The sequence below is a fragment of the Spirosoma migulaei genome (assembly GCF_054776855.1).
The window spans coordinates 100,851-124,954 of the sequence record NZ_BAAHBG010000021.1; the positions used below are offsets into that span (position 1 = coordinate 100,851).

Genomic DNA, 24,104 nt, shown 5'->3' on the forward strand with positions numbered 1-24,104 from the left:
AAGTAAAGTTTACCCAGCCAGCTGCGTATAAAGATTGTAATACCGATCGGTTACGTCTTCATCTTCAACTGTCTCGAATTTGTGTTCGGGTAAATCGTTCAGGATGGCATTCAGGCTTTCGCTCGATTCTTCTTCGGCCCGCACTACGGCGTCAGCATAGGCAGAACCAATACGAATAAAGCCCTGAAAATCAGCCGTCTTTAATTCAGATAACATCTCATCATCAATGTCCATCATACGAGCTTTCTCAATGATATCTCCCTGAAAACGGTGTTCAAATGAATTGTTATACACCGTAAAAACCGACTTGGTGTCCTTAAACATGGGGTCGTTTTTGTAGGTCGTTTTCAGATAGAGCGGAATAAGTGCCGTCATCCAATCGTTACAGTGAACGATATCGGGAGCCCATCCGAGTTTCTTAACTGTTTCCAGTACACCTTTGCAGAAGAAAATAGCCCGTTCGTCATTGTCGTCGTAGAAGCGATTCTCTTTATCGTGGAATACATATTTCCGTTGGAAATAGTCTTCATTATCAATAAAATACACCTGCAATTTCGCAGTCGGTATTGACGCCACTTTTATAATCAGCGGCTTTTCATCATCACCTACGGCGATATTAATACCCGACAACCGTACTACTTCGTGCAACCGATTTTTGCGCTCATTAATCAGCCCAAAGCGCGGCACCAAAATTCTGATTTCCATCCCACGCTCCTGCATGGCCTGCGGCAGTTTGCGGACGAAGTCAGCGACATCAGACGTTTTCAAGAAAGGATTGATTTCGCTGGCGACGTAAAGGATGCGTAATTTGCTCATAAGTAGGGAAGCGTGTGTTGTCTTGAGAGAACCAAAAAACTTGCAAAATTATACAAATTTTTCCCGTATTTCAATATGTTTTATCCAAAAAAGATGCGGTTCCCGTATCATTACAGCCGAAAATCGTACAATTACCCATTATGACTCGTTTTGAGACAATTGATAGTCTTCGTCCGTATCTAGCCACCCTAAGGCCCGAAAAAACGATTGGTTTTGTTCCCACTATGGGCGCACTTCATGAAGGACATATAAAACTAATTGAAACTGCCCGCCAGGAAAATGACATCGTTATCAGCAGCATCTTTGTCAATCCCGTTCAGTTCAACAATCCCGACGATCTGGCCCGTTATCCGCGTACCCTCGAAGAAGATAGCCAGCAACTCGAAGCAGCTGGCTGCGATTTAGTTTTTGCCCCTTCCGTTGCCGAAATGTATCCTGAACCACCGGCCATTCGACTGAATTTCGGGGAGTTGGAAACCGTACTGGAAGGTGCTTTTCGACCCGGACATTTTAACGGGGTGGGGATTGTGGTTTCTAAACTGTTCAACATTGTTCAGCCGACACGTGCTTATTTTGGTCAGAAAGACTTACAGCAAGTGGCCGTCATCCGGCGGCTCATCCGCGACCTGAATTTCCCCGTTGAACTCATCCGCTGCCCAACCGTCCGTGAAGCCGATGGGCTAGCCATGTCGTCACGCAACCGCAACCTAACAAGCACCGAGCGGGAACAGGCGCCAACTCTGTTTAAGGCACTAACGCTGGCCCATGACTTGCTAATGGAAGGTCAGGGCACTGTGCAGGCGAAAGTAGCTGTAACAAGTTTATTTGCGGCCAATCCTCATTTTCGGTTAGAGTACGTCGAAGTAGTGAATGCTGATACGCTCCAGCAAGCCAGTGAAGTACTGGCACCGGGGCAAACAGCCATTTGTTTAGCAGCCCACTTAGGCAACGTCAGACTGATTGACAATCTGGTGTTTTAGGGGGTAAACGACTATCTTTACAGTAGAAACCAACAAAAACTATGAAACCAACGACCACTCAGGAAGCACCTAACGAAACCATTGCACTACTGCGTCGGCTGGCCGCTGAAAAGCGCGAAACAAAGCGACAAATGCGGGAAGCCTTTGCAACCGACCCGGAGGTTCAAAGAGCTATCACCCGATTGAAACAACGCAATAATGAAAATTGATGCAAACTTCCCCGACGTCAATAACATTACTTACTAAGTATCGCTTATCTTTCGCTGGAAGCATCCACAACGCCATCTCATCATGGATGAATTTGATCTATTGGGTCAACGGTACAACACCACTAAATAGGCGTTTTGACAGGGTTACTATTCCTGGTTTGCTACGCGCCAGGCCGTTTGAAAAATTAACGTAGCCCGTTTCTGTAGAATCTCATAGGCTATTTTATCGGCTGTGTCGGAAGGCTTGTGGTAATCAGCATGTTCTCCACTTGTAAAGAACAGAGCTGGGATGCCCTGTTTGGCAAAATTGTAGTGGTCTGAGCGGTAAAAGTATTGTTTGGGATCATTTTCAACATCGTACCCGCCCCGATTTAAGACTAGATTTACCGATTGCCGATTCGCAACCTCAGCGGCTTTTTGTAGTTCTTTGCCCTGTGCATCTGTAATCAGGTAACAGTAATTGGGTTTCTTCCGATGTGCCTCATCTATACGGCCCACCATATCCACATTAAGATCGCACACAAACTGATTTAGAGGAAGTGGGCTGTTATAAACGAAATAGTTAGAGCCTAATAAGCCTCCTTCCTCACCCGAAAGCAGGACGAACAAGATACTTCTGCGGGGCCTGATTCCTTGTTGCGCTAAACTATCAACTAGAGCAGCCATACTCAGCACTGTTGCCGTACCGGATGCATTGTCGTCGGCACCATGAAACGTCCGTCCTCCAACTCGCCCTAAATGATCATAATGAGCAGACACAACGACCACTTCTTTTTTTAAATCGGTTCCTATGATCAGTCCACTTACATTGTCGCCCAATAAAACCTTACTGCTATCTGTAGCCGTGAGCGGTATTGGAACAAGTTCATGTCGCTTGTAGGTGGTTGAATTCGTTCCATAGGTACGCATGCCTCCAAACAAAGCAACCTCACTGATAGTAAAATGGAACGTTTGTCGAAAAGAGCCTCGAATTGAATCAAGCCGAAATGGCGCGATCAAATGACTTTCCCTGAATTCCCGTGAACAATAAAAAGCCGCTTGTAATTGTCCCTTGGTACCTGTTTCACGTCCACTTAAACTGTCGGAAGCCAGGAAGAAAACATGTTTTCTTAATAACGAGGACGACACTGAAACTTGAGAAATATCTGGTTGAGCATACGCCTGAGAAAGCGTAGTTATAACGATAATAAGCATAGGCAATAACTTGCTCAACATCGGGATGCACATACTGTAATTGGCTAGTTTAAACGTGGCAGCCAATGTAAGCAAACTGCGGAAAATAGTTTACCTGTATACTTGTTAATCCACAATCCGAAAGGCCATTTTAGCCTTTGCCCGCGAGAGGGCGTTAAAATGCCACCACTCGTATTCGATGGGACTAAAACCCCCTTGGCGCATGGCTGTGCGCAGAATCTTGCGATTATCGATCTGCTTTTGAGTGAGCTTGCCAGCTTTCAGCATTTCATTCTCTCGTGATGGATAAGCCAACTCGCCAAAGAAATCGTACTTCGTACCCATATCTAATGGCTCCGATACGCCGGACCTTCCCTCTTTGGTGGCAACCGTTAAGTCAACAGCACAGCCGTAGTTGTGAATAGAGCCCTGACGTGGATCAGCTACATACTTCCGGCGTTCCCGCTCTGAGAGGTTAGGTAGTGCATTCCAGAGATTCCATTGCGCCGAACGAGGCCGGGCGGCATCGTATACCAGTAACCGTAGGTTAGGGTAATGAGCTTGCAGGTATTTACTGGCTTCCGCTAGTTTGTGAGCCGCCATGGGTTGCATATAAGCCCGTGTGAGATCCCCATACACGTCTTTCCCGACGAAATTATCGGTTGTTGAATACTTCAGTTCCACAAGAATTGTGGGGTCAATGTTTTGTATGTCGACTAAGCCCTGTTTAACCATAGCCTGCTCGACTTTGGGCTGGGCACTCAGCGTTGCGACACAGAGATACACACAGAAGACACAGAGATAGACGGAGAATCTGTGTACATCGTTGCGCATCTTTGTGGATCTCTGTGACATAACTTTTTTATACATCATCATAACGCAAATAACGCCAAAACACGCTACTTTGCTTCATTATCCCCTTATTAGCGGCATGGCTCTTAACTACATCTGGGTTGCTTTCTTCGTAATTGCGTTTTTAGTGGCGCTGGTCAAACTGATTTTTCTGGGCGATACCGAAATCTTCAAAATCATTGTCGAAGGTCTTTTCGATTCATCCAAGGTAGCCGTCATGGATATAGCCTTGCCCCTGGCGGGTGTCATGACGTTTTTTCTGGGGTTGCTGAATATAGGCGAAAAAGCAGGCGCAATCAATTTCTTAGCCCGTATCATTGGGCCATTCTTTCACAAGCTGTTCCCGGAAGTACCCAAAGATCACCCCGCCAATGGGCAGATGATTATGAACTTCTCCGCGAATATGCTTGGGTTAGACAATGCCGCTACTCCTTTTGGCCTACGTGCAATGGCCAGTTTGCAGGAATTGAACCCAACCAAAGAAACGGCTTCGAATGCCCAAATTATGTTTCTGGTGTTGCACACCTCGGGACTGACCATTATTCCGCTAAGCATCATGGCACAGCGAGCTATTCTGGGAGCAAAAGATCCCTCCGATATTTTTATCCCCTGCCTGATTGCTACCTACGTTGCTACCGTAGTAAGCATGATTGCTGTAGCGATAAAACAACGGATCAACTTGTTGAACAGCACTGTGCTAAGCTGGTTGGGTGGCATTACAAGCCTGATTGCGCTGGCGTTATGGTTCTTGTCAACAAAAACCAAAGAAGAAATTGAAGTCATTTCGAAAGTAACAGGCAACCTAATTCTGATGCTGATTGTGGTCTCGTTTCTTCTGGGAGCAATGCGCAAAAAGGTAGACATTTTCGACGCGTTCATTGAAGGGGCAAAAGGTGGCTTTGAAACGTCTGTACGCATTATTCCTTATCTAGTCGGCATGTTGGTCGCCATTAGTGCGTTCCGAAATTCCGGCTCTATGGACTACGTTATTGATGGCCTGAAATACATGTTCAGCCTGACTGGTATGAACACAGAGTTTACGGACGCGTTGCCTGTTGCTCTTATGCGCCCATTGAGCGGTTCGGGGTCGCGAGCGCTGATGATTGACGCCATGAAGCAATTTGGCCCTGACTCATTTGTTGGCCGATTAGCCTGCATGTTTCAGGGAGCCGCCGATACTACGTTTTATATAGTGGCTTTGTATTTCGGCTCGGTTGGTATTCGAAACTCCCGGTATGCCATTCCATTCGGCTTATTTGCCGATTTAATGGGGGTTATAGCAGGTATAGCCTTAGGCTATTTCTTTTTTCATTAAAACCACAATTTATTGTTATAAAAATGAGTAAAAACACTGGCTTTATTAGGCCGGTGTTTTTATTTACAGGCAATTAGTATCAACTACCCACAGCCATCTGGCCTATAGCTAAACCCCTTACCAGCTTCTTTTAGGGTAGTGTTATAAAGGGACTAAAATGCCCCTCATACTTAAGAAAGTGAAATTCTCCAGGCCGTATTGATACCCATTAATTCTGCTATTAACCTTAGAGAATCGTTGACTTAAGGCATTTCCAGCATCCTGCCATCTTACCCTATTTTATCGCAAATTAGCTGTCTTAGCAAAAGGATATGACCTAAGTAGTTTCACGGAATTGTACAATCAAGAGTCAAACAAACTAAATTTTACTTTTCACAAAAAATACAATATTTAATACTGATATTACCTAAAATATTTAATTATTATTTTACCTAAAGATCATATTTAGCACTTATGAATTCGGGAAATTTAACATTATTCTCTATTTTTAATAAGTATATAAGCGCGGGTATACTCACTTAATCAAATCCAAATAATAGCCTTATTTAAACAAAAAAGAAGCTAATAATGAGAACGTTAAGTATAAATACTCAATAATTTATAGGGCATATTATAAAAAGCTAGTCATTATAAATAGCCCTTCCAACTACAAATAGAATTTTCCAGGCACTCCTAAACGAGTTTGCAAATAAGTGGCTTTCTCCGCTTATTCCTGTTCGATCATGAATTATTTCTACTGTTCTAAATGTCTACTCTATTCTATGTTCTCAATTTTGGGAATTATCGGAATATTACAAAAAAACCTTTCGACAATAGGTATGGAATTTGTATTCTATACATTAACTTTGTTTCCCAATTTTTAGCACGTTTAGTATAAATTAATCGCTACTTACAAATGAAGAAAATTTTATTTGGAAGTTGGATACTTACAGTATTGTTCTGTCTACCCGTTTTAGCACAGGATGTAGTGGTAAGTGGCCAAGTTACTTCATCAGACGACGGGTCACTCCTGCCAGGGGTGACTGTACAGGTAAAAGGTGCCAACCGGGGTACAAACACCGATGCACAGGGCAATTATCGCATAACTGCTTCGGCTAACAGTACGTTAGTGTTCAGTTTTATTGGGTATCTATCACAAGAAGTTGTTGTTAACAGACAATCAACCATCAACGTCGGATTGAAGGGTGATTCTCAGCAACTGAACGAGGTAGTCGTTATTGGATATGGTACGCAGACCCGTCAGGATGCTACAGGTAGCATTTCATCCGTTAAAGGGGGTACTATTGCTCAGATGCCTATCCAGAGCTTCGAATCAGGTCTGGCTGGCCGGTCGGCCGGGGTTCAGATCACGGTTCCGAACGGCGTTCTTAACAACCCACCGGTTTTCCGGATACGGGGAACAAACTCTATTTCGCTTAGCTCGTATCCGTTGATCATTGTGGATGGTGTCCCAACTTTCACCGGTGATCAGGGATCGACTAATGCCCCCAGTAACCCACTGGCCAGTATCAACCCAAATGATATTGAAAGTATGGACGTAGCTAAAGATGCAGCTGCTACGGCTATCTACGGTAGTCGCGCGGCTAATGGCGTTGTCTTTATTACCACCAAACGGGGTAAGTCAGGTAAAGTCCGGGTGAACTACGATGGCTGGGTAGGCTTCTCAAACACCTACCGGTTACCGGAGATGTTGAATGCCAGCCAGTATATTAATTTTAAGACGCAAGCGGCTGCCAATAACCCCACGGCTTCGGCGGTAAAGTTCACGCAAACCAACGATGCCAACGGCAATCCGATCGACACCAAATGGTATGATTATATCTACCGCCAGGGCGTTTCGCATAGCCATAACCTGAACGTTTCGGGTGGCAGTGAGAATACGAACTACTACTTCTCAGTAGGCTATACAAACCAGAAGGGTGTTCTCCAGAAAAATGATTTTAACCGGATGAACGCGCTGTTTAATGTAGACAGCAAGCTTAGCAAACTGTTTACCATTGGCGGTAAAATAGCGATTTCGAATGAGCGTAACCTGGCCGCCGGTACGTCGGGCTCGTTGAATGGTGAAGCCTTTAATACGAGTGGCCTGGGCCGGGTTGGTCTTGTACTGCCTCCAATTCTTTCGCCTTACAACAACGATGGTACGTATAATGTAAACGGGTCGGCTATTGGTGTAGCCAATAACATAGCAGGCACCTCGGTTTCTTATCCAAACCCAGTACCTACATTAGATTTGAACCGGTCAAATACGGAGAACAATCACATTCAGTCGAATGCCTACATTCAATTCAAGCCATTGGATTGGATCACGCTGAAAAGTACATATGGTATTGATTATCTGCTGATTGATAACGATATATTCCAGGCACCTATCACTAGTGATGGCTATAGCTCAAATGGTAATGCGACGAGCAATTTCCGTAAGTTAAAAACGTGGTTGTGGACCAATACAGCGCAGTTTGATCGTTCGTTCGGTGCAGCCCACAACTTTAGTTTGCTATTGGGTCAGGAACAACAACGGTCAACTACGTTAGGGTATGGTATCAATCGTCAGACACTATCAGATCCGAACTACACCGTTATTCAGGCAGGTTATGTAACGACGAATACAGCCGGGCTAGCTTATGGTGAAAACTATTTACTGTCGGCTTTTGGTCGTCTGAACTATAACTATAAAGAGAAGTACTTCCTGAGTGGCAACTTACGCCAGGATGAGTATTCGGCGTTGGGCCAGAAAAAAGGAACGTTCTACGGTCTTTCTGCGGGTTGGGAAATCACCCAGGAAGGCTTCTGGAAAGCCGCTTCGCTGGATAACATCTTCAGCAGTTTCAAAATCCGGGGTAGTTATGGTAAAGTAGGGAATATTGGCAGTATTAATGACTATTCGCCATATTCGCTCTATGGTTCCGGTTTATATGGTGGTGCTTCAACCTTGTTTTTCTCGGTTGTGGGTAACCCATCACTTAAGTGGGAAACCAGTACCAAAACAGATATTGGCTTTAACTTTGGTCTGTTCAACAATCGGATTACGGGGGAGGTTGCCTACTACAAAAATGATATCGACAACCTGATCCTCAACGTAGCTCAATCGCCATCTACGGGTATTCCAGGTACACTGTCTGGTGTTGCTTATCCACCCCAGAACGTTGGAACAATGTACAACAAAGGTCTTGAGGTTTCGCTCAACGCTCGGGTTGTCAACACCAAGAGTTTCCAGTGGAGCTCGAACTTCAACATTACCTTTAATAAAAATGAAGTTACAGCGCTGGCTCCTGGTTTAAATGTACTCCAAACTGGTACATCGGGTCTGGAAACGGTAAACCAGACGGCTCCAGGTTATTCGCTAGGTCAGTTGTGGGTTGTTCGCACCAATGGTGTTGACCCAGCAACGGGCAAACGGATTTTCGTTAATTCAGCCGGACAGAATGTGTATTATCAGTTCTACGCTCCATCAGGCGAGTTTAACTACTCAACCACGCCCGACGGAAAAACGAGATACGTTAGCCCAACCGGCGGTACATCCATTACCCAGGCTACGGACGCCGTTATGTACGCAAACGTGATCCCAAAAGTATATGGTGGTTTTGATAACAACTTCAAATTCAAAAACTTCGATCTGGGCGTTCTGCTTACCTACCAATTAGGTTTCTCGGTTTACTATGGTACCAACGCGGGTCTGCATGACCAACGTTTCTGGAATAATGCAACCGATGTTTTGACCGATGCCTGGCAGAAAGAAGGGGATACGGGCAAGAAATACGCGAAGCCTGTTTTCAATGACAACACCTCCAATGGCTCAGCCTTCCCAATGGACATCAACGTATTCAAAGGTGATTTCCTGAAAGTTCGGTCAGTAACCTTTGGTTACACGCTCCCCGCATCGTTGCTGTCGAAAGCTAGAATCAGTAGCCTGCGTCTCTATGTGAGCGGTCAGAATTTAGGTGTACTCACGAAATACCCTGGTCCAGATCCAGAAGTATCCTCTAACGGATCGACTGTCAATGGTGGACAGGGTGTCGACAGAAATACGATCGGTAATGCCCGTACGATCACCGTTGGTCTGAAAGCCGGTTTTTAATCAAGAAAGAAGAACTAACAAATGAAAAATATAGGAAAGTATTCCGCAGTTTTGGGCCTGGTTCTGCTAGGCGCCAGTTCATGCAATCGGGATTTGCTTACTCCAATTCCGCAGACATCGGTATCCGATGCATCGGCCTTCAGTACCACAACCCGGGTACAAACTCAGCTTCTATCGTTGTACGGAGCGCTGAAAGATGGTAACTTCTACGGTGGACGCTATGTGATTTATGGCGATATTCGGGGTGAAGAGTTCATTAACGAAACCTCTAACCTGGTTACAGGCTCGGACGTATGGGGGTTAAACGCCACAAACGGTGCTACTGCTGTTGTAAACCTGTGGTATTTCGCTTATCTGGCCATCAACAAATGCAATATCTTTATTGATGGGATGGCCGCTGGTGGTACCACGGTTGTTGGTGCAGATGCGTCGGCAAAGTACATTGCTGAAGCTAAATTGATTCGGGCGCTGAGCTATTACAGCTTGCTTCAGTACTATGCTCGTCCGTATGCAGATGGCAATGGCAGCAAGCCAGGCGTTCCGCTTCGGTTGAATGGAATCAAAGGGGTTGGTCAGTCGAATCTGGCACGGAGTACCGTTGCCGAAGTGTATACGCAAATCCTGAAAGATTTGAACGATGCCGAAACCGGTTTGCCCTCAACTTACACGGCTGCGTCTGACAATACGACCCGGGCGCATAAAAATACGGCCATTGCCTTAAAAACACGGGTGTATTTAACCATGCAGAATTACGCCAGTGTTATTACGGAAGCGAACAAGATTGTGAGCGCAACAGCTCCGTTCAAAGCACCTACGGGTGTTCCGCATCAGTTGCAATCGGACATTACAACCGTGTTCACAACCTATGCTAACCCGGAATCTATCTTCTCGATGCCGATGACCTCCACAACTGGCGATTTCCCCGGCACGCAGAATCAGTTAGCTTATTATTTCTCGCCTAATACAGCAAATGGTGGCGTTGGAAACGGTGAATATTCACTGAATCCAAAAGGAATTGTTGCTGAACCAACCTGGACGGCTACCGACAAACGGCGGTCGTTCATCAAGCAATCTGGTACAGGTGCAACAGTTAAAAACTGGTTGAATAAGTACAAAACAGCAAGCCCATATACGGATTGGGTTCCTGTAATACGGTATTCGGAAGTATTGCTGAACCTGGCAGAAGCAAAAGTTCGCAGCACCAATACGGTAGATGAGCAGGCTGTTGCGCTACTGAATGCCGTTCGTAACCGATCCGATGCGGCAACGACCTTTACGGCAGCCAATTTCGCCGCGTCAGCTGATCTGGCCAATGCCATTTTGCTGGAGCGTAGAATCGAATTCCTGGGAGAAGGTCTACGAAATAACGACCTGATGCGTCTGCTCCAAACGATTCCGGCTAAAGGAACGGTACCGGCTAAAGCGCCTACGGAGCCAAATTATATCTGGCCTATTTCGGCTTCAGAACTGGCGTTGAATAATCTCGCTACAGATAACTAACTAATAAAAGGGTTCTATCTTCAAAAAGGCGATTACTCCGATCGGAGTAGTCGCCTTTTATTATAAAAAAGGCAAAAAAAGTGCCATGAAATAATGAAAAATAAAAATTTCAGGTAGTACATTTGTCTTTAATTGCAATTTTTTTAAATGACAATTTAATCTTTACTCACAAATGAGGAAAATTTTATTAGGAAGCTGGCTGCTTTGCTTGCTCTTCTGCCTACCTGTGTTGGCACAAGACATTGCTGTTAGTGGTCGCGTCACTTCATCAGACGACGGCTCTGCCCTACCGGGTGTGAGCGTACAGGTAAAAGGAACAACCCGTGGTGCCATAACCGATGCCAGCGGGAATTACTCAATCAACGTACCAGCCAACGCCAGACTTGTATTCAGTTTCATTGGCTATACAGGTCAGGAGGTTGCCGTCGGCAATAAAACGACCGTCAACGTAGTGCTTGTGGCAGGCTCCCAGAGTCTGGATGAGATTGTGGTAACCGCTCAGGGTATTGAACGGGACAAGCGGTCGCTGGGGTATGCAACGCAGGAAGTAGGCGGCAACATTCTGGCTCAACGCTCTGAACCGAACCTGCTTAATGCACTCCAGGGTAAACTTGCCGGGGTTAGCATTACCGGTTCCAGTGGTGCGCCAGGTGCATCAACCAACATCAACATCCGGGGGATTACGTCGTTCAACGGTAGTAACCAACCGCTGATCGTTGTTGATGGGATTATCTTCAGCAATGATGTTAACAACACGCAGAACACCCTCTTTGGTACCCAGCCCTCTAACCGACTGGCCGATATTAATCCAGAAAGCATCGAGTCCGTCAACGTACTGAAAGGACCTGCAGCTGCTGTATTATATGGATCGCGGGCTTCGGCGGGCGCTATTGTCATCACTACCAAATCGGGTCGTAACCAGAATAATAAGACGGAAGTGACGGTCAATTCATCCTATAACGTCCAGAACGTATATGGTATACCGAAATTCCAGAATGACTACGGTCAGGGAGCCAATAACCTGTTTACGGCTAATTCAGCCAACTCTTGGGGACCGGCTTTCGCAGGAGGTCCTACGTCGGTAACGAATACACAGGGGTTGGTTGTGCCCTATCAGGCGTATCCAAACAACGTCAAGGATTTCTATAAGCAAGGAAGCATCATCCAGAACTCGGTCAATATTGCTTCGGGGGATGCCAATCGCAACTACATTATTGCCATTGGAAATACCCTCCAGAACGGAGTTGTACAAAACTCGAAGTTTAACCGGACCAACGTCCAGCTTGGGGGGGAATCACGTCTGCAAAATGGCCTGAAGATCAGCGGTACAGGCACTTACGTCCAGACGGTATCGACAGGTATTCCAGGTGGTAATGGAGCGAGCGCCTTTGGGCAGATTACCCGTATTCCTCGTAGCTACAACCTGGCCGGCGAGCCTTATCAGGATGCCAATGGAAAAAGTATTTATTATTCTACGACATCGGTCAATCCACAATGGAGTGTAAATAACGAACGGCTCGATAGCCAAGTAGACCGCTTTTTCGGTAACTTCCAAATCAGCTACGACATTGCTAAGTGGCTGAACGTAGCCTACCGGGTAACGGGTGATACGTATACGGATCGTCGTAAATTGACCTTACCGATTGGCGCAGGTCGTGCACCTTTAGGTCAGGTACAGCAGGATAATTTCTTCCGGAATGAATTGAACGGGGATTTATTGATTACAGCCCGCAAAGACAATTTATTTCTGGAAGGTCTTAATGCCAACTTATTGTTAGGCAATAATATTAACCAGCGCAAAACGCAGGAAGTGATAGCAGACGGAGCCTCACTAACCATTCCAGGTTATTATAATATTAATAACGGAACGGTATTTACGGGCAGTGGCGAAACGAGCACACAGCGTCGGTTAGTTGGTTACTATGGTCAATTATCCCTGAATTATAACAACTACATATTTGTAGAATTATCAGGACGTGCTGACCAGTCCTCTACCTTACCTCAGGCGAACAACACCTACTTCTATCCGTCGGCATCCGTCAGTTTCGTACCAACCGATGCGTTCAAGGTAAACTCAGATGTATTATCGTATGCGAAAGTTCGGGCTAGTGCTGCCCGTGTAGGCCGTGATGCCGATCCGTATCTGTTGAATTCGGTGTATGTAACTTCAGGCTATGGTAATAACGTGGCCAGTATCGCCTTCCCATTGTCTGTCAATGGTGCCAGTATTCCGGGCTTTGGTATCAGCAGCCGGATTGGCAGTAATAGCCTCAAACCTGAGTTTGTTACATCTTACGAAGCCGGTATTAACCTCGGATTCTTTAAAAACCGGTTGAGCATTGATGCTACCTACTTCGATTCTCGTAGTACGCAGCAGATTTTCAACGTAGCGGTATCGAACTCATCGGGTTATGACACCCGCACAACCAACGTTGGGGAATTGCGTAACCAGGGTGTTGAAGTAGTTCTGAATGCTACGCCCATACGGGCAGGTGGCTTCAAATGGGATGCAACCCTGAACTATACCCTCATTCGAAATAAGGTCGTGTCCATTGCACCCGGTGTTGTTTCGTCTAACATCACGGGTAACTCGTTTGTTGGTATCGCACCATCTATTTACGAAGGATTCCCGTATGGTGTAATCGTTGGTACGGCCAACGCTCGTGCGCAGAGTTCGGATCCCAAAGGGCTATACTATGATGCAACAGGCCAGTATGCGGGCCAATACATCATTAACGGAACCTCTGGCCAGTTTGCACCCGGTATTGCTAACTCGGTCATTTCAAACCCACAGCCTAACTACACAGCAGGTTTGACCAATACCTTCTCCTATAAAGGTATTGCTTTGTCGGTGTTAGTTGATACGCGGCAAGGTGGTCAGCTCTACTCATTCAATGCTGTAGATGTCCGGTCGAATGGTACTTTGTATGTAACGGGTCTAGACCGTGACCAGCCCCGAATTTTACCCGGTGTTATTCAGAATACCGACGGTACGTTCCGGCCTAACAACATTCAACTGCCAGCACAGACGTATTGGCAAGGACTGGGTGGTTTAGCTTCAGAAGGAGCCGTATTTGATGCTACAGTTTATCGTCTACGCGAAGTAGCGCTGAACTATACGTTACCAAAGAGCTTGTTGAGTAAAACCCCATTCGGTGCTATTTCAATAGGTGTTAGTGGTCGTAATTTATATTTCTACGCACCTAACTTCACAGCAGATCCTGAAACCAATACACAGGGCGCTGGTAACATTCAGGGACTTGACCTGAACGGTCCGCCAAACACCCGCAACTTCGGGGGTAACATTCGGCTTACGTTCTAATCACCTTATTCATTCGATTTACTTATGAAATTTATAATTCCCAAAAGCTACCTGCTGATTCCTGTCTTTTTAGGGATGGGGGCCTGTAGCAAATACCTGGACGTTAACGTAACCCCCAACAACCCGACATCGGTAACACCGGCGGTGTTGTTGCCAGGTGCTCAAGCTGGTTCTGCATTCGCCAATTCTAATGAATTGAACCGCTTTGCATCAGTATTGGTCCAACAATTGACTGGCGCTGCCAACAACCCAGCCAACTACGATGTTTATCAGACCAATGGAGCCGACTTTGGCAACCAGTGGAGTGGTGAACTCTACAACGGTGCATTGGTCAACTACCAGAAGTTGATCGAGTTAGGCGACGCAACGAACTCGAAAGCCTATTCCGGTATTGCCAAGATCATGAAGGCGTATACCTTCAGCATTGCTACCGATGTGTGGGGTGATGTACCTTACTCCCAGGCCTTACAGGGCGAAGCCTTTACAACCCCCCGTATTGATAAGCAGGAAGATATCTACAAAGGCAACGCGTCGCTGGGCATTCAAAGCCTGTTCGATCTGGTGCGCGAAGGTATCAAGGATCTCGACGCGGCATCGGTGACGAAGCCCGGTGCTGACGATTTGATCTACGGTGGCGATCTGGCCAAATGGAAACGGGCAGGCAATACACTGCTGTTGAAATTTGCCATGACCATTAGTCGCAAAGAGCCTGCTCTGGCTACCAGCGTAATCAATGAAGTAATTACAGGGAACAACTTTATAAACGCCAACAACGTAGATGCGAATGTAACATTTGGAGCCAGTGTAAACAGCCAGGCACCCATTTACGTGTACACGAACCTCAGCACATTCAAGGATGATCTGATTTTGAGTACTCGGTACCTGAATCTGCTTACGGCTCTGAATGATCCACGCCTGCCGATCTTCTTTACCAAACCAGGGGCTAACTACGTAACCCTTGACAATGGTTTCCGGGGTACATTGCCAACCCCTGTAGCCAACTGGTCGCGCTACAATAAATATGTAACGGGCAACAGCGGAGAAGGACCGGTTCGCTTAATCACCAACTTCCAGCGGGCCTTTATTCTGGCCGAAGCCGCTCTTCGTTTGGGTACACCTGGCGATCCACAAGCACTTTACAAAGAAGGCATTACCGCGTCCATGACCCTGGCTGGCCTTACCGCCGATCAAATCGCGGCTTACTTCACCGCTAACCCAACCGTGGCTACCCTGGCTGGAACCACGGAAGAGAAAATTGCGCAGGTGATCACCCAGAAATACATCGCCTTTACGGGGAATGGACTGGAATCCTGGAACGACTATCGTCGGACGGGCTACCCGGTTCTGCAACCCTCCCAGAATGCAGCGGGTATCGATGGAACACGTCCTGTTCGGGCTGTTTACATCAACAACGAAATTCAGCGTAATCCGAATTTCACCAATCCAGCCCCGCAGTCAAACGTCCGCGTTTGGTGGGATATTGACTAATTGTTAACGACTTCAAACACGCAATTGAATGAAAAAATATATAATACAAAGTTTACTGCTGGCCCTGCTGGTTGGTAGTAGCTTCTCCTGCAAGGACGACTACATCTACAGCGATCTGGTGCGCGATAACCGCCCGGCAATTCCTGTAACGTTTCCGGGCACAACAACCTACGGATTCAACCCCTTTATTACTACCTCGATAGCAGGTGGTGGCCCTATTGAGTTCACTTTATCGATTCCAGCGTCAAGTGGTCGTACGATTAAGGAGATCACCAAGATTGTGGGAGGGGCAACGGGTATCAACGTCGCTACATTGAATGCGGCCACAGCCACCAGCGCCTACAATGCAGCGCCCATAGCAGGTACCGGCACAACGGCCGTGTTTACTACAACACTTGCTGCCTTCAAAACAAAGTACCCAACGGTGGCTACGACGCCGGTGGCCTTACCCAACTACACCGAAATCCAGTTTCTGTTTCTGGTCACGTTGGACGATGGCACCCAAATCGTTCCAGAACCGGTTCGGGTACGTATTGTGGCCTGATTTATCTAGTAAACTAAAGTTTATTAAAAAGCCCTCTGAGCAATTGGAGGGCTTTTTGATTTTCAGCGGTATTGGTCTAACAAATGTGTATTTTAGAGAAAAGTTACTGGCATCAACCATGCATTTACGAAAAATCGTACAGCTATTTATTCCTGCTTTTCTGTCCATACTTACGACTGCACAGGCACAATTGCCGATTCGGGGTACGCAATGGAAAGGGATTATACTTACTCCAGACGCACTGAACGTTCTGTTAAGTTTCCGCGATGACACAATGGTTATTAGTACCGAAACCGATCATCGTTCGGTGGAAACAATGCAGTACGACCAAACTGGCGATACGCTTAGCTTGCAGAAAATTGAAGGGCAAAGCTCCTGTAATACCACATCAGTAGGTACGTATCGACTTATCTATACTAACAACGGCGAGGGATTCCAGCTACAGCTATTGAGCGACAATTGCCCGCAACGTCAGGAAGCCTTCAGCTCGACCGCATCATTTGTTCGTTTACGCCCTAACCCAACGAATCAACCTCCACGAAACTGGCCTTATCTCGATCCCAAGAACGACTCCGTAGCGGGCATCAGCCTGTATCGGGCGTATGAGTTATTGGCTGGCCGTAAGTCCGTTCCGGTAGTAGTGGGCGTACTGGATTCGGGTGTCGATCTCACGCATGAAGACTTGCGGGACGTAGTTTGGGTAAACCCGAAAGAAATTCCTGGCAATTCGATTGACGATGACAAGAATGGCTATACCGATGACCTGAACGGCTGGAATTTCATGGGCGCCAAAGACGGCACAACCTATGAGTACGATCAGCCGGAAATCACGCAGACTTATGTTATCCTGAGAAATAAATACGACAAGCTTACGTCTGCTACTGTCCCCCCAAACGAAAAACGACAATACGAGACTTACCAAACCGCAAAAAAACAGTTTCTACAGCGCTACAAGACTAACTTACCGAAATACCTGGCCTTTGCAGACACAGCACAATTCTGGCGAATCACTCAACAAATCGAGTCCAAATTACCAACTACAGTCACGACCTCAGCAGCCATTCGTGCTATCGACTTCGGAACGGATTCAGTAGCCGTTGCGGTGCAAACTATTTTAGCAGAGGCCTATCTTCCTCAATATGGCCCGTTCAGTTCCTACGTTGGTCTGGTTCGCAAAAATTGGACGCGATTTCGGCAGATCATGGGCAGCGAGGCTGATATTGCGTACAATCCAGATTACAACCCTCGAAAAACCGTTGGTGATAATCCTGCCAATCCTATGGAGCGTTATTACGGAAGCCCTACCATGTTGATCGGCCAATCGCAGCAGTTAGCCATGCATGGCAGCCACGTAGCAGGTATTATTGCGGCCAAACGTGGCAATGGGCGGGGTATTGATGGTGTTGCGGACAACGTTCGCATTATGCCGGTATCGGTTGTGCCATCCAATGGCGACGAGAGGGATAAAGACGTTGCCAATGGTATTCTGTATGCCGTTGAGAATGGCGCTAAAGTGATTAACATGAGTTTTGGCAAGCGCCTGTCGCCCTTTAAAGAACAGGTCGATGCTGCGATTCGATTTGCGGAGGAGCACGATGTGCTGATTGTTCATGCCGCTGGTAACAACGGCGAAAATTATGACTCGCTCCCCGCCTTTCCGTCGGCACGGTACGAGAATGGCGAACTAGCCAGGAATGTTCTGGTAGTTGGTAATAGTACGTGGCGCGTTGGCCAGGATTTACCAAGTCGTTCCTCAAATTATGGAGCGCAAACCGTAGATGTGTTTGCACCTGGCACCGCTATTCTGTCAACCCTGCCTCATAATCGCTACGCTAGTTTATCAGGCACCAGTATGGCATCGCCCATGACGGCAGGTGTGGCGGCTTTACTTCGTTCGTATTTCCCGAAGCTAACCGCTGTTCAGGTTAAAGAAATCCTGATGCGAAGTAGTTACCAGCCCGACGTTACGGTTCGTAAACCAGGCCGTTCAGCTCAACAAGTGCCATTTAAAAACCTAAGCCGCTCAGGCGGTCTACTCAATGCCTATGAAGCCGTGAAAATGGCGATGGAAGTAAAGTGAGTGGAATAAGTGGAGTAATTTGATTAGTACTGCCCTCACTCCACCTACTCCACTCACTCCACCTATTCCACTCACTACCAGGCAACTTCTTTCTTATCATGCCAGAATTTACCCGTTTCGGATTGTGGCGCTTCGGTAGCCAGCCAGACGATGGTTTCAGCCCCTTTTTCAACGGGTCGGCTGGCATTTGAGCCACCCATATCTGTACGTACCCAACCCGGATCAACGCAGTTAACCGCTATGTTCTGTCCTTTAAGCGCCCCGGCAAATTGCTTCGTTACTGCATTAAGGGCAGTTTTTGAGATGCTATAGGCAGGAGCGTAGGTGGTCATATCATTAAGTGCGCCCGCTCCACTCGATACGTTAATAATACGAGCACCAGACGTACTTTTTTGCAAGTGTTCAAGAAAATCCTGAATGACTAAGATAGGACCCGTCACATTAGCTTTTAAGGTCCGGTCGAGCATTTCAGTGTTCAGATTCAAGATATCCTCGCCATGATCTTCGAGTACACCCGCATTGTTGACGAGTACATCGAGATGATCTGCCTTTTGGGAAAACGTGCCACAAGCCGTCCGGATACTGACCGGGTCTGTTACATCAAGATGCACAAAGGTGGCTTCGTAACCTGCCTGACATAATTCTTCGGCAGCTTCACGACCTTTAGCTATGTCGCGGGCACCAATAAATACGGCAAAACCGTGTTGGGCAAGCTGACGGGCAATTTCTTTTCCGATTCCTTTATTGGCCCCCGTAATCAGGGCTGTTCGCTGGTGGTGAGTTTTCATATACACTAAATCTCTTCTACTCCAAAATGTTTGCAAAAAATCAACCGTAAGCTCAAGTCATTGACCGTTTCCTAAGTGCTGTCATGAAATTTAGTAGTTTAGCAACTATTCTTACTTACTGAATTATTGACCAGCTCCCAATGAAATCGTTTTATTTTGTTTTGACACTTATCCTTTTATCCGTCGGTTGGGCGTTGGCTCAAACGGGTTCGGCTAGTAGCTCAAAACCAGTTTCAACAACTGCTTCACCCAATCGCCAGCAGGAACTCTACGACCAGTACCACGGCATTACAAAAAAACCGTCGACGGCCTCAACAACCGCGGCTCCTGTTCCGCCTACATCAACCGTCAACCGCGTTGATGAGCAGCAGTTAATGAAAAAATCTGCAAAGACAAAAAAAGTAGATCCACCTGTAGCGATTACGCCTTCTGAGCCAACAGCAACTGTAAATAGACCAGAGCGGGCAGCTCCAGCAGGTAGTGCATCTGGTGTTCGGATTGGGATTCGGGGTGGGGTTACGTACCCCGTTTTTACCGAAACAATGACAAGTGTTGATCCAGCTATTGGCTTTGTTGGTGGCCTGACGTTTAATTTTGGAGCGCGGCACGTTTCATTTCAACCTGAAGTCAATTATGCACGCTATACTAATAAAGTAACCAATTTTGGCACCTATACCAATGCTATAGATGCCCTTGAAGTGCCTTTGTTTCTGAAATTCTCCACTGGAACCTATGCTGGTAGCCGCTTTTTCGTGAATGTAGGGCCTTACGCAACCTATGCACTGAGTGCAAGTCAGGATGGGAAGAAAATATCGCTCGATGGTACCAAAGGCCGCTTTGGCTTTGGTGCAGGAGCAGGTCTTGGAGCAGCGCTGAAAGCTGGACCTGGCCACGTTACGATTGAAGTTCGAGGGCTATACCAATTGGGTGATATAGACGGCGGCTTCAACACAGATTCCAAGATAATCTTCGGGCAGGGAACACTGGGTTATGTATTTCCGCTCGGAGGCCGATACTAAAAAAACTTTCTCATAGAGTGGGTTTTTAGAATGGCGACAACCACTTGGGTGTCGCCATTTTTGTTTCCTCACCACTCGTAGTAGTCCAAAATAGATTCTCTCGTGATTAACCCTGTTTCCGAATTTTCGATAGGCCCGACATCTCCTTTGACTTTATCGTTGGGTTACCAAAGTAGTTGATCGTACTTACTCCATCAGCCGAAGCAGATAAGGTTTCAGTAACACGAACATCGGCCCGGCTAGCGCCGTCGAGATGGAGCGTAGCATGGACAATCGTCAACTCATCAGCAATTAGTTTACCCGCCCCCGACATCCGAATATCCGCTTCGGTAGCCGTTCCCCGCAAACGGGCCTGCGAACCCTCCTGCACCGTCAGTTTCAGATTCTTAGCCGAAATAGGGGCTATGAGTCGGCTGCCGGTTTCAACTGTAGCGGTTAGTGTAGTTGCCTGAATAGGTAAATCTGATTCGACCGAACAGCCTGTGCTGACGTCAACCTGATTCAGGTTCGCTACATGAATGGTTACCGTTACACCTTTGGTGTTACTGAAGGTTTTGCTTTGCGACAGCATCACCGTTAATTCACCGTTTTTCACCTCTGTTACTACGTGTTCAAGAATATTGCTCTCACCCTCCAGTTCGGCCACTCCGGCATTACCTGCTTCAATTCGCACGCGCATGCCAACCCGAACCTTTAATTTATCGAAACGGCTAATGGTACGTTGCTGCTTTACAAGTTGACCATTGCCAACGATTGAATTCTGGGCATAGACTCCCTGACTTACTACAACCGATAGAGCAATGGCCAGGGCTGTTTTTATAGTTTTCATGCGTCAAAAATTGAGTTTTACATCGTGCGTACAAAGTAAGGATACCGTTCCGAAATGAACGTTGCTTCCGTCATGAAAGATAGCAAAGGTTTACTGAGTAACTGGCTGTTGTCGTATATCCTTATTGACTGGTTACGCCCATCAAAAAGCAGTACGGCATAAAAAAAGCGTTCGCTGGCGAACGCTTTTTTTAGTAATAACCAGGTCAGATCGGTTTATACAAAGGCAAGGCTTTTTGTCCATAAATCAGCCGCCTGTCGGTTTGTAGTATCGCTATGTTTTATGGATTTCGGTTTCGAATCAGCAAAGAATCCACCTGAGCCACCTGCTTTACCATTCATCTTCGTTAACACAGACACTGGAGCTGTAGCTAAATAAACCGACGTTTCGGCTCCCCGTTCTGGAGTTCGCATGAAGGGCCGCGCCAACGTCATCATGAACCCATAAGCGCCCGTGAAATTGGTACCGAACCCCGAGTCCACTACGCCGGGGTGTACTGCATAGGCAGTAATTCCCGAAGCAGCGTAGCGCTTAGCTAATTCTTTAGTAAATAACAGATTGGCAAGTTTTCCATCGCCATAGGCAGACAGAATGGATAGGTTTTCGTTGCGCTGAAAAAAGCGAGATGCGTTCCCTAAGGCATAAGCCATTGAGGACACGTTAATCACACGAGCCTCACCAGCCGCTTTGAGTAGCTCCATCAGGTGGTAGGTCAGCACAAAATGGCCAATGTGATTGGCATAAAACGATTTCTCAATGTTGTTAATAAACTCCATTCGGTCGGGTGAGTACCCGGCATTGTTTATCAGCACATCCAGTTTTTTGTGCGTACGGCTAATCTGGTGAGCTGCCCGGCGTACCGAGTCCATATCCGTCAGATCAGCCAACAGCAATTCGACAGTTACAGCCGGATTAATCCGTTTTACAGTAGCCAACGCTGCCTCCCCTTTCTCTTTGTTCCGACAAAGAAGAATTAGATTGAATCCTCGCCGTGCCAGCGACTTTGCGGTTGCCAGGCCAATACCAGCGTTCGCGCCTGTAATCAAGGCTGTTTTCATGTATGGTGGGGTAGATGAAGTAGTAAAATGAGTGAAGTAAGTGGAGTGAGGTCAGGACTGGCAAACTCACTCTACATACTTCACTCACTCCACGACTTCACTAATCACAAATTAAAATAACAGTTTCCAGCCGTTGAAAAACAGGTCTTTCCCAGGCTGGCCAGACCAATTATGTTGATCTGCCGCAGGCGCAGTTTCAACTGCTTCGAGCTTACGCCCTTCCTTTTGCACGACAATGGACGAAATACCTTTTTCTGCCAACGATCGGCAAATGCTTTTAGTGGTTTCGTTTACGTTACCTGCTACTAATCCTATTGTGGTTTCGTTGGTTTTCATGGCGTTCAAGGTTTATTGTATGTGCAAACAAATTTTTCGATAAATTTTTTTAAACTGGCTCTCCTAACGCCTTCGTCGCTTTAACGATCTGCTTGGTTAGCTGGCAAACATCCGTTTCGCCAATAACCTGCGAATAGCGCGCTCCTACCCGGTCCCATGCCTGCGAAATTTCGGGTTGAATAGCTTCACCCTCTACTGTTGCATAAATCAGGGTTCGTTTTCCTTCCGACTCCCGCCGAACGAAGCGCTTCTGCTCCAGTTTTTCCACTAATCGTGTAATCGTCGATGGAGTCAGGCAAAGCGTTTCACTCAGTTCCGATGGGGTTATTCCTGGTTGAGCAACTACTTCGCATAACATATAGGCATGTGAGTAACACATCCCAAAGCGACCAAATTCTTCATCACCAATTGCTGTAATGGCACGCGCTAATGCATTGGCCGAAAACAACAAACAAGCACTGTAACGAGATACTGACTGATCATCTTCGGCTACGGCAACTTCCAGGTTATTCATAATTCGTTTCCCTATTGTGTGAACAAAGGTAGACAATGATATTTGTATGTGCAAACAATATTTAAAAAAAGTAGAAAGTGCGTACGTGAACTGAGTGGAGTAGGTGGAGTGAGGTCAGTACTGTTCGACTCACTTCACCTACTCCACTCAGTTCACGTACGCACCAAATCACTTCCTCGGTAGATGAACCTCGGCCATCATGCAGCGGGCCGACCCTCCGCCATTGGCTTCAATCGTTGACAGATCGAAGTGGACCAGCGTAGCATAATCGTCCAACTGATCGATCTGCTTTGGGGTGAGGGATTCTAAAGCACGAGTCGACATCACTAATAGCTTCTGGCCTTTTTTCGTTTTCACCATCAGCATATTACCGGCAAAACTGGCCATTTGCTCCAGCGAAATCTCGATTATCCGTTTATTCAGGTTTTCCAGTTCCTGGCGAACCATAAGCCGTTCATCGGGATCGGTGATAGCGGCCAGACACACAACCGCACATGAATCGGCTATACACATGAGCACATTGGTATGATAAACAGCTTGCCCGCTGGCATCGGCCGCACTGAAAACAACCATACGATAACCCGTTTGGCGACTAAATTCAGCCAGCACATCTGGATGTGTCCGGGGCGACAGGCTGGCGAAGGCAACCCGATTCATGCGGTCAAGCACCAGGCTCCCGGTACCTTCCAGAAATTTGCCCTCCTGCTCAAAGTGGGTTAAGTCGATAATTTTATCAACGTGAAAATTCCTGGCCAGGTCGTCAATTATATCTTGCCGACGCTCAAGCCGACGGTTTTCTGCCTGCATAGGATAGAGCACAACTCTACCGCTCGCATGAAAAGAGACCCAGTTATTTGGAAAAATAGAATCGGGTGTATGAGGCTCTACGGTATCATCGTACACCATCACATCGACACCCATGGCTTGTAGCTGGCGCGCCATTTCATCGAACTCCTTTTGGGCGTCTTCCTGAGCTACATCGTTCGGTTGCACAGCCAGTTTGCTATCCTGAAATGCGTTGGATCCGGCGGTTTGCTCGTTAAACCCGAAGCGAACAGGACGAATCATTAAAATACGGGAAGTAGCCTGCGATTGCATAATAGTCTGTGAGTCAGTTAGCCAGTGAATCGGTTAGTCCGTATCACTGAATCTGTCAGCAAATTAGCACCGATGCATCAATTGTTCAACGATTTAAGTAAAGAG

Annotated in this window: 19 protein-coding genes; 10 read left to right on the top strand and 9 right to left on the bottom strand. The window is 46.7% G+C overall.

From position 1 onward, the window contains the following. Window positions 1-9: 9 nt before the first annotated feature. Window positions 10-816 (bottom strand): glycogen/starch synthase, encoded by an 807-nt coding sequence (locus ACYVGO_RS21210; protein WP_111344377.1) that lies wholly within the window; start codon window positions 814-816, stop codon window positions 10-12. 140 nt (window positions 817-956) lie between these two features. Here ACYVGO_RS21210 and panC point away from each other — a divergent pair, with 140 nt between their 5' ends. Both panC and ACYVGO_RS21220 read left to right on the top strand, forming a co-directional pair. Then, the gene (panC, locus tag ACYVGO_RS21215) at window positions 957-1,796 is read left to right on the top strand and encodes a pantoate--beta-alanine ligase (RefSeq protein WP_460970976.1); all 840 of its coding nucleotides are present in this window, start codon (window positions 957-959) and stop codon (window positions 1,794-1,796) included. 41 nt (window positions 1,797-1,837) lie between these two features. Beyond that, complete coding sequence (locus ACYVGO_RS21220) at window positions 1,838-2,005, top strand: hypothetical protein (RefSeq protein WP_168207885.1); 168 nt, start codon at window positions 1,838-1,840, stop codon at window positions 2,003-2,005. A 147-nt stretch (window positions 2,006-2,152) separates the two neighbouring features. Here ACYVGO_RS21220 and ACYVGO_RS21225 read toward each other — a convergent pair whose 3' ends face one another. Continuing rightward, window positions 2,153-3,199 (bottom strand): M28 family peptidase, encoded by a 1,047-nt coding sequence (locus tag ACYVGO_RS21225; protein ID WP_460970977.1) that lies wholly within the window; start codon window positions 3,197-3,199, stop codon window positions 2,153-2,155. A gap of 105 nt (window positions 3,200-3,304) precedes the next feature. Continuing rightward, window positions 3,305-4,033, bottom strand: a complete 729-nt coding sequence (locus ACYVGO_RS21230; protein ID WP_460970978.1) for a M15 family metallopeptidase — start codon at window positions 4,031-4,033, stop codon at window positions 3,305-3,307. A 76-nt stretch (window positions 4,034-4,109) separates the two neighbouring features. Between ACYVGO_RS21230 and ACYVGO_RS21235 the strand changes: the two genes are divergently transcribed. The 7 genes from ACYVGO_RS21235 (at window position 4,110) to ACYVGO_RS21265 (ending at window position 18,357) form a co-directional block, all read left to right on the top strand. Further along, a complete protein-coding gene (locus tag ACYVGO_RS21235) occupies window positions 4,110-5,345 on the top strand; it encodes a nucleoside recognition domain-containing protein (protein ID WP_460970980.1) in 1,236 nt (411 codons plus the stop codon). Window positions 5,346-6,240: 895 nt separating this feature from the next. Next, window positions 6,241-9,423 (top strand): SusC/RagA family TonB-linked outer membrane protein, encoded by a 3,183-nt coding sequence (locus ACYVGO_RS21240; RefSeq protein ID WP_460970981.1) that lies wholly within the window; start codon window positions 6,241-6,243, stop codon window positions 9,421-9,423. 21 nt (window positions 9,424-9,444) lie between these two features. Continuing rightward, the gene (locus ACYVGO_RS21245; RefSeq protein WP_460970982.1) at window positions 9,445-10,923 is read left to right on the top strand and encodes a RagB/SusD family nutrient uptake outer membrane protein; all 1,479 of its coding nucleotides are present in this window, start codon (window positions 9,445-9,447) and stop codon (window positions 10,921-10,923) included. A 172-nt stretch (window positions 10,924-11,095) separates the two neighbouring features. After that, window positions 11,096-14,245, top strand: a complete 3,150-nt coding sequence (locus ACYVGO_RS21250) for a SusC/RagA family TonB-linked outer membrane protein (protein ID WP_460970983.1) — start codon at window positions 11,096-11,098, stop codon at window positions 14,243-14,245. A 24-nt stretch (window positions 14,246-14,269) separates the two neighbouring features. Further along, window positions 14,270-15,733, top strand: coding sequence for a SusD/RagB family nutrient-binding outer membrane lipoprotein (locus ACYVGO_RS21255; RefSeq protein WP_142775467.1), 1,464 nt, complete (start codon window positions 14,270-14,272; stop codon window positions 15,731-15,733). Between the two features lie 28 nt (window positions 15,734-15,761). Then, window positions 15,762-16,277, top strand: coding sequence for a hypothetical protein (locus ACYVGO_RS21260; protein WP_460970984.1), 516 nt, complete (start codon window positions 15,762-15,764; stop codon window positions 16,275-16,277). Between the two features lie 118 nt (window positions 16,278-16,395). Further along, window positions 16,396-18,357 (top strand): S8 family peptidase, encoded by a 1,962-nt coding sequence (locus ACYVGO_RS21265; protein WP_460970985.1) that lies wholly within the window; start codon window positions 16,396-16,398, stop codon window positions 18,355-18,357. A gap of 74 nt (window positions 18,358-18,431) precedes the next feature. Here ACYVGO_RS21265 and ACYVGO_RS21270 read toward each other — a convergent pair whose 3' ends face one another. After that, window positions 18,432-19,145 carry an SDR family oxidoreductase gene (locus ACYVGO_RS21270; RefSeq protein ID WP_142775470.1) on the bottom strand — a complete coding sequence of 238 codons (714 nt, stop codon included), beginning with the start codon at window positions 19,143-19,145 and terminating at the stop codon, window positions 18,432-18,434. A 140-nt stretch (window positions 19,146-19,285) separates the two neighbouring features. On the opposite strand from ACYVGO_RS21270, the gene ACYVGO_RS21275 reads away from it, so the two are divergent. Next, the gene (locus ACYVGO_RS21275; protein WP_460970986.1) at window positions 19,286-20,164 is read left to right on the top strand and encodes a porin family protein; all 879 of its coding nucleotides are present in this window, start codon (window positions 19,286-19,288) and stop codon (window positions 20,162-20,164) included. Window positions 20,165-20,270: 106 nt separating this feature from the next. On the opposite strand, the gene ACYVGO_RS21280 is transcribed toward ACYVGO_RS21275, so the two are convergent. The 5 genes from ACYVGO_RS21280 to ctlX all read right to left on the bottom strand — a co-directional run bounded on the left by ACYVGO_RS21280 (window position 20,271) and on the right by ctlX (window position 23,999). Continuing rightward, window positions 20,271-20,993 carry a head GIN domain-containing protein gene (locus ACYVGO_RS21280; RefSeq protein ID WP_460970987.1) on the bottom strand — a complete coding sequence of 241 codons (723 nt, stop codon included), beginning with the start codon at window positions 20,991-20,993 and terminating at the stop codon, window positions 20,271-20,273. Between the two features lie 215 nt (window positions 20,994-21,208). Further along, window positions 21,209-22,051 carry an SDR family NAD(P)-dependent oxidoreductase gene (locus ACYVGO_RS21285; protein WP_460970988.1) on the bottom strand — a complete coding sequence of 281 codons (843 nt, stop codon included), beginning with the start codon at window positions 22,049-22,051 and terminating at the stop codon, window positions 21,209-21,211. 111 nt (window positions 22,052-22,162) lie between these two features. Continuing rightward, a complete protein-coding gene (locus ACYVGO_RS21290) occupies window positions 22,163-22,387 on the bottom strand; it encodes a hypothetical protein (RefSeq protein ID WP_142775474.1) in 225 nt (74 codons plus the stop codon). 49 nt (window positions 22,388-22,436) lie between these two features. Next, entirely contained in the window at window positions 22,437-22,901 is a 465-nt protein-coding gene (locus ACYVGO_RS21295) for a MarR family winged helix-turn-helix transcriptional regulator (RefSeq protein WP_142775475.1), read from the bottom strand. Between the two features lie 168 nt (window positions 22,902-23,069). Next, window positions 23,070-23,999, bottom strand: a complete 930-nt coding sequence (ctlX, locus tag ACYVGO_RS21300; protein ID WP_460970989.1) for a citrulline utilization hydrolase CtlX — start codon at window positions 23,997-23,999, stop codon at window positions 23,070-23,072. Between the last annotated feature and the right edge of the window lie 105 nt (window positions 24,000-24,104).

What these genes read in the sequence shown, in the direction of transcription:
- ACYVGO_RS21210 (WP_111344377.1), bottom strand. Translation starts at nt 816, where the DNA reads ATGAGCAAATTACGCATCCTTTACGTCGCCAGCGAAATCAATCCTTTC.
- panC (WP_460970976.1), top strand. Translation starts at nt 957, where the DNA reads ATGACTCGTTTTGAGACAATTGATAGTCTTCGTCCGTATCTAGCCACC.
- ACYVGO_RS21220 (WP_168207885.1), top strand. Translation starts at nt 1,838, where the DNA reads ATGAAACCAACGACCACTCAGGAAGCACCTAACGAAACCATTGCACTA.
- ACYVGO_RS21225 (WP_460970977.1), bottom strand. Translation starts at nt 3,199, where the DNA reads ATGCTTATTATCGTTATAACTACGCTTTCTCAGGCGTATGCTCAACCA.
- ACYVGO_RS21230 (WP_460970978.1), bottom strand. Translation starts at nt 4,033, where the DNA reads ATGTCACAGAGATCCACAAAGATGCGCAACGATGTACACAGATTCTCC.
- ACYVGO_RS21235 (WP_460970980.1), top strand. Translation starts at nt 4,110, where the DNA reads ATGGCTCTTAACTACATCTGGGTTGCTTTCTTCGTAATTGCGTTTTTA.
- ACYVGO_RS21240 (WP_460970981.1), top strand. Translation starts at nt 6,241, where the DNA reads ATGAAGAAAATTTTATTTGGAAGTTGGATACTTACAGTATTGTTCTGT.
- ACYVGO_RS21245 (WP_460970982.1), top strand. Translation starts at nt 9,445, where the DNA reads ATGAAAAATATAGGAAAGTATTCCGCAGTTTTGGGCCTGGTTCTGCTA.
- ACYVGO_RS21250 (WP_460970983.1), top strand. Translation starts at nt 11,096, where the DNA reads ATGAGGAAAATTTTATTAGGAAGCTGGCTGCTTTGCTTGCTCTTCTGC.
- ACYVGO_RS21255 (WP_142775467.1), top strand. Translation starts at nt 14,270, where the DNA reads ATGAAATTTATAATTCCCAAAAGCTACCTGCTGATTCCTGTCTTTTTA.
- ACYVGO_RS21260 (WP_460970984.1), top strand. Translation starts at nt 15,762, where the DNA reads ATGAAAAAATATATAATACAAAGTTTACTGCTGGCCCTGCTGGTTGGT.
- ACYVGO_RS21265 (WP_460970985.1), top strand. Translation starts at nt 16,396, where the DNA reads ATGCATTTACGAAAAATCGTACAGCTATTTATTCCTGCTTTTCTGTCC.
- ACYVGO_RS21270 (WP_142775470.1), bottom strand. Translation starts at nt 19,145, where the DNA reads ATGAAAACTCACCACCAGCGAACAGCCCTGATTACGGGGGCCAATAAA.
- ACYVGO_RS21275 (WP_460970986.1), top strand. Translation starts at nt 19,286, where the DNA reads ATGAAATCGTTTTATTTTGTTTTGACACTTATCCTTTTATCCGTCGGT.
- ACYVGO_RS21280 (WP_460970987.1), bottom strand. Translation starts at nt 20,993, where the DNA reads ATGAAAACTATAAAAACAGCCCTGGCCATTGCTCTATCGGTTGTAGTA.
- ACYVGO_RS21285 (WP_460970988.1), bottom strand. Translation starts at nt 22,051, where the DNA reads ATGAAAACAGCCTTGATTACAGGCGCGAACGCTGGTATTGGCCTGGCA.
- ACYVGO_RS21290 (WP_142775474.1), bottom strand. Translation starts at nt 22,387, where the DNA reads ATGAAAACCAACGAAACCACAATAGGATTAGTAGCAGGTAACGTAAAC.
- ACYVGO_RS21295 (WP_142775475.1), bottom strand. Translation starts at nt 22,901, where the DNA reads ATGAATAACCTGGAAGTTGCCGTAGCCGAAGATGATCAGTCAGTATCT.
- ctlX (WP_460970989.1), bottom strand. Translation starts at nt 23,999, where the DNA reads ATGCAATCGCAGGCTACTTCCCGTATTTTAATGATTCGTCCTGTTCGC.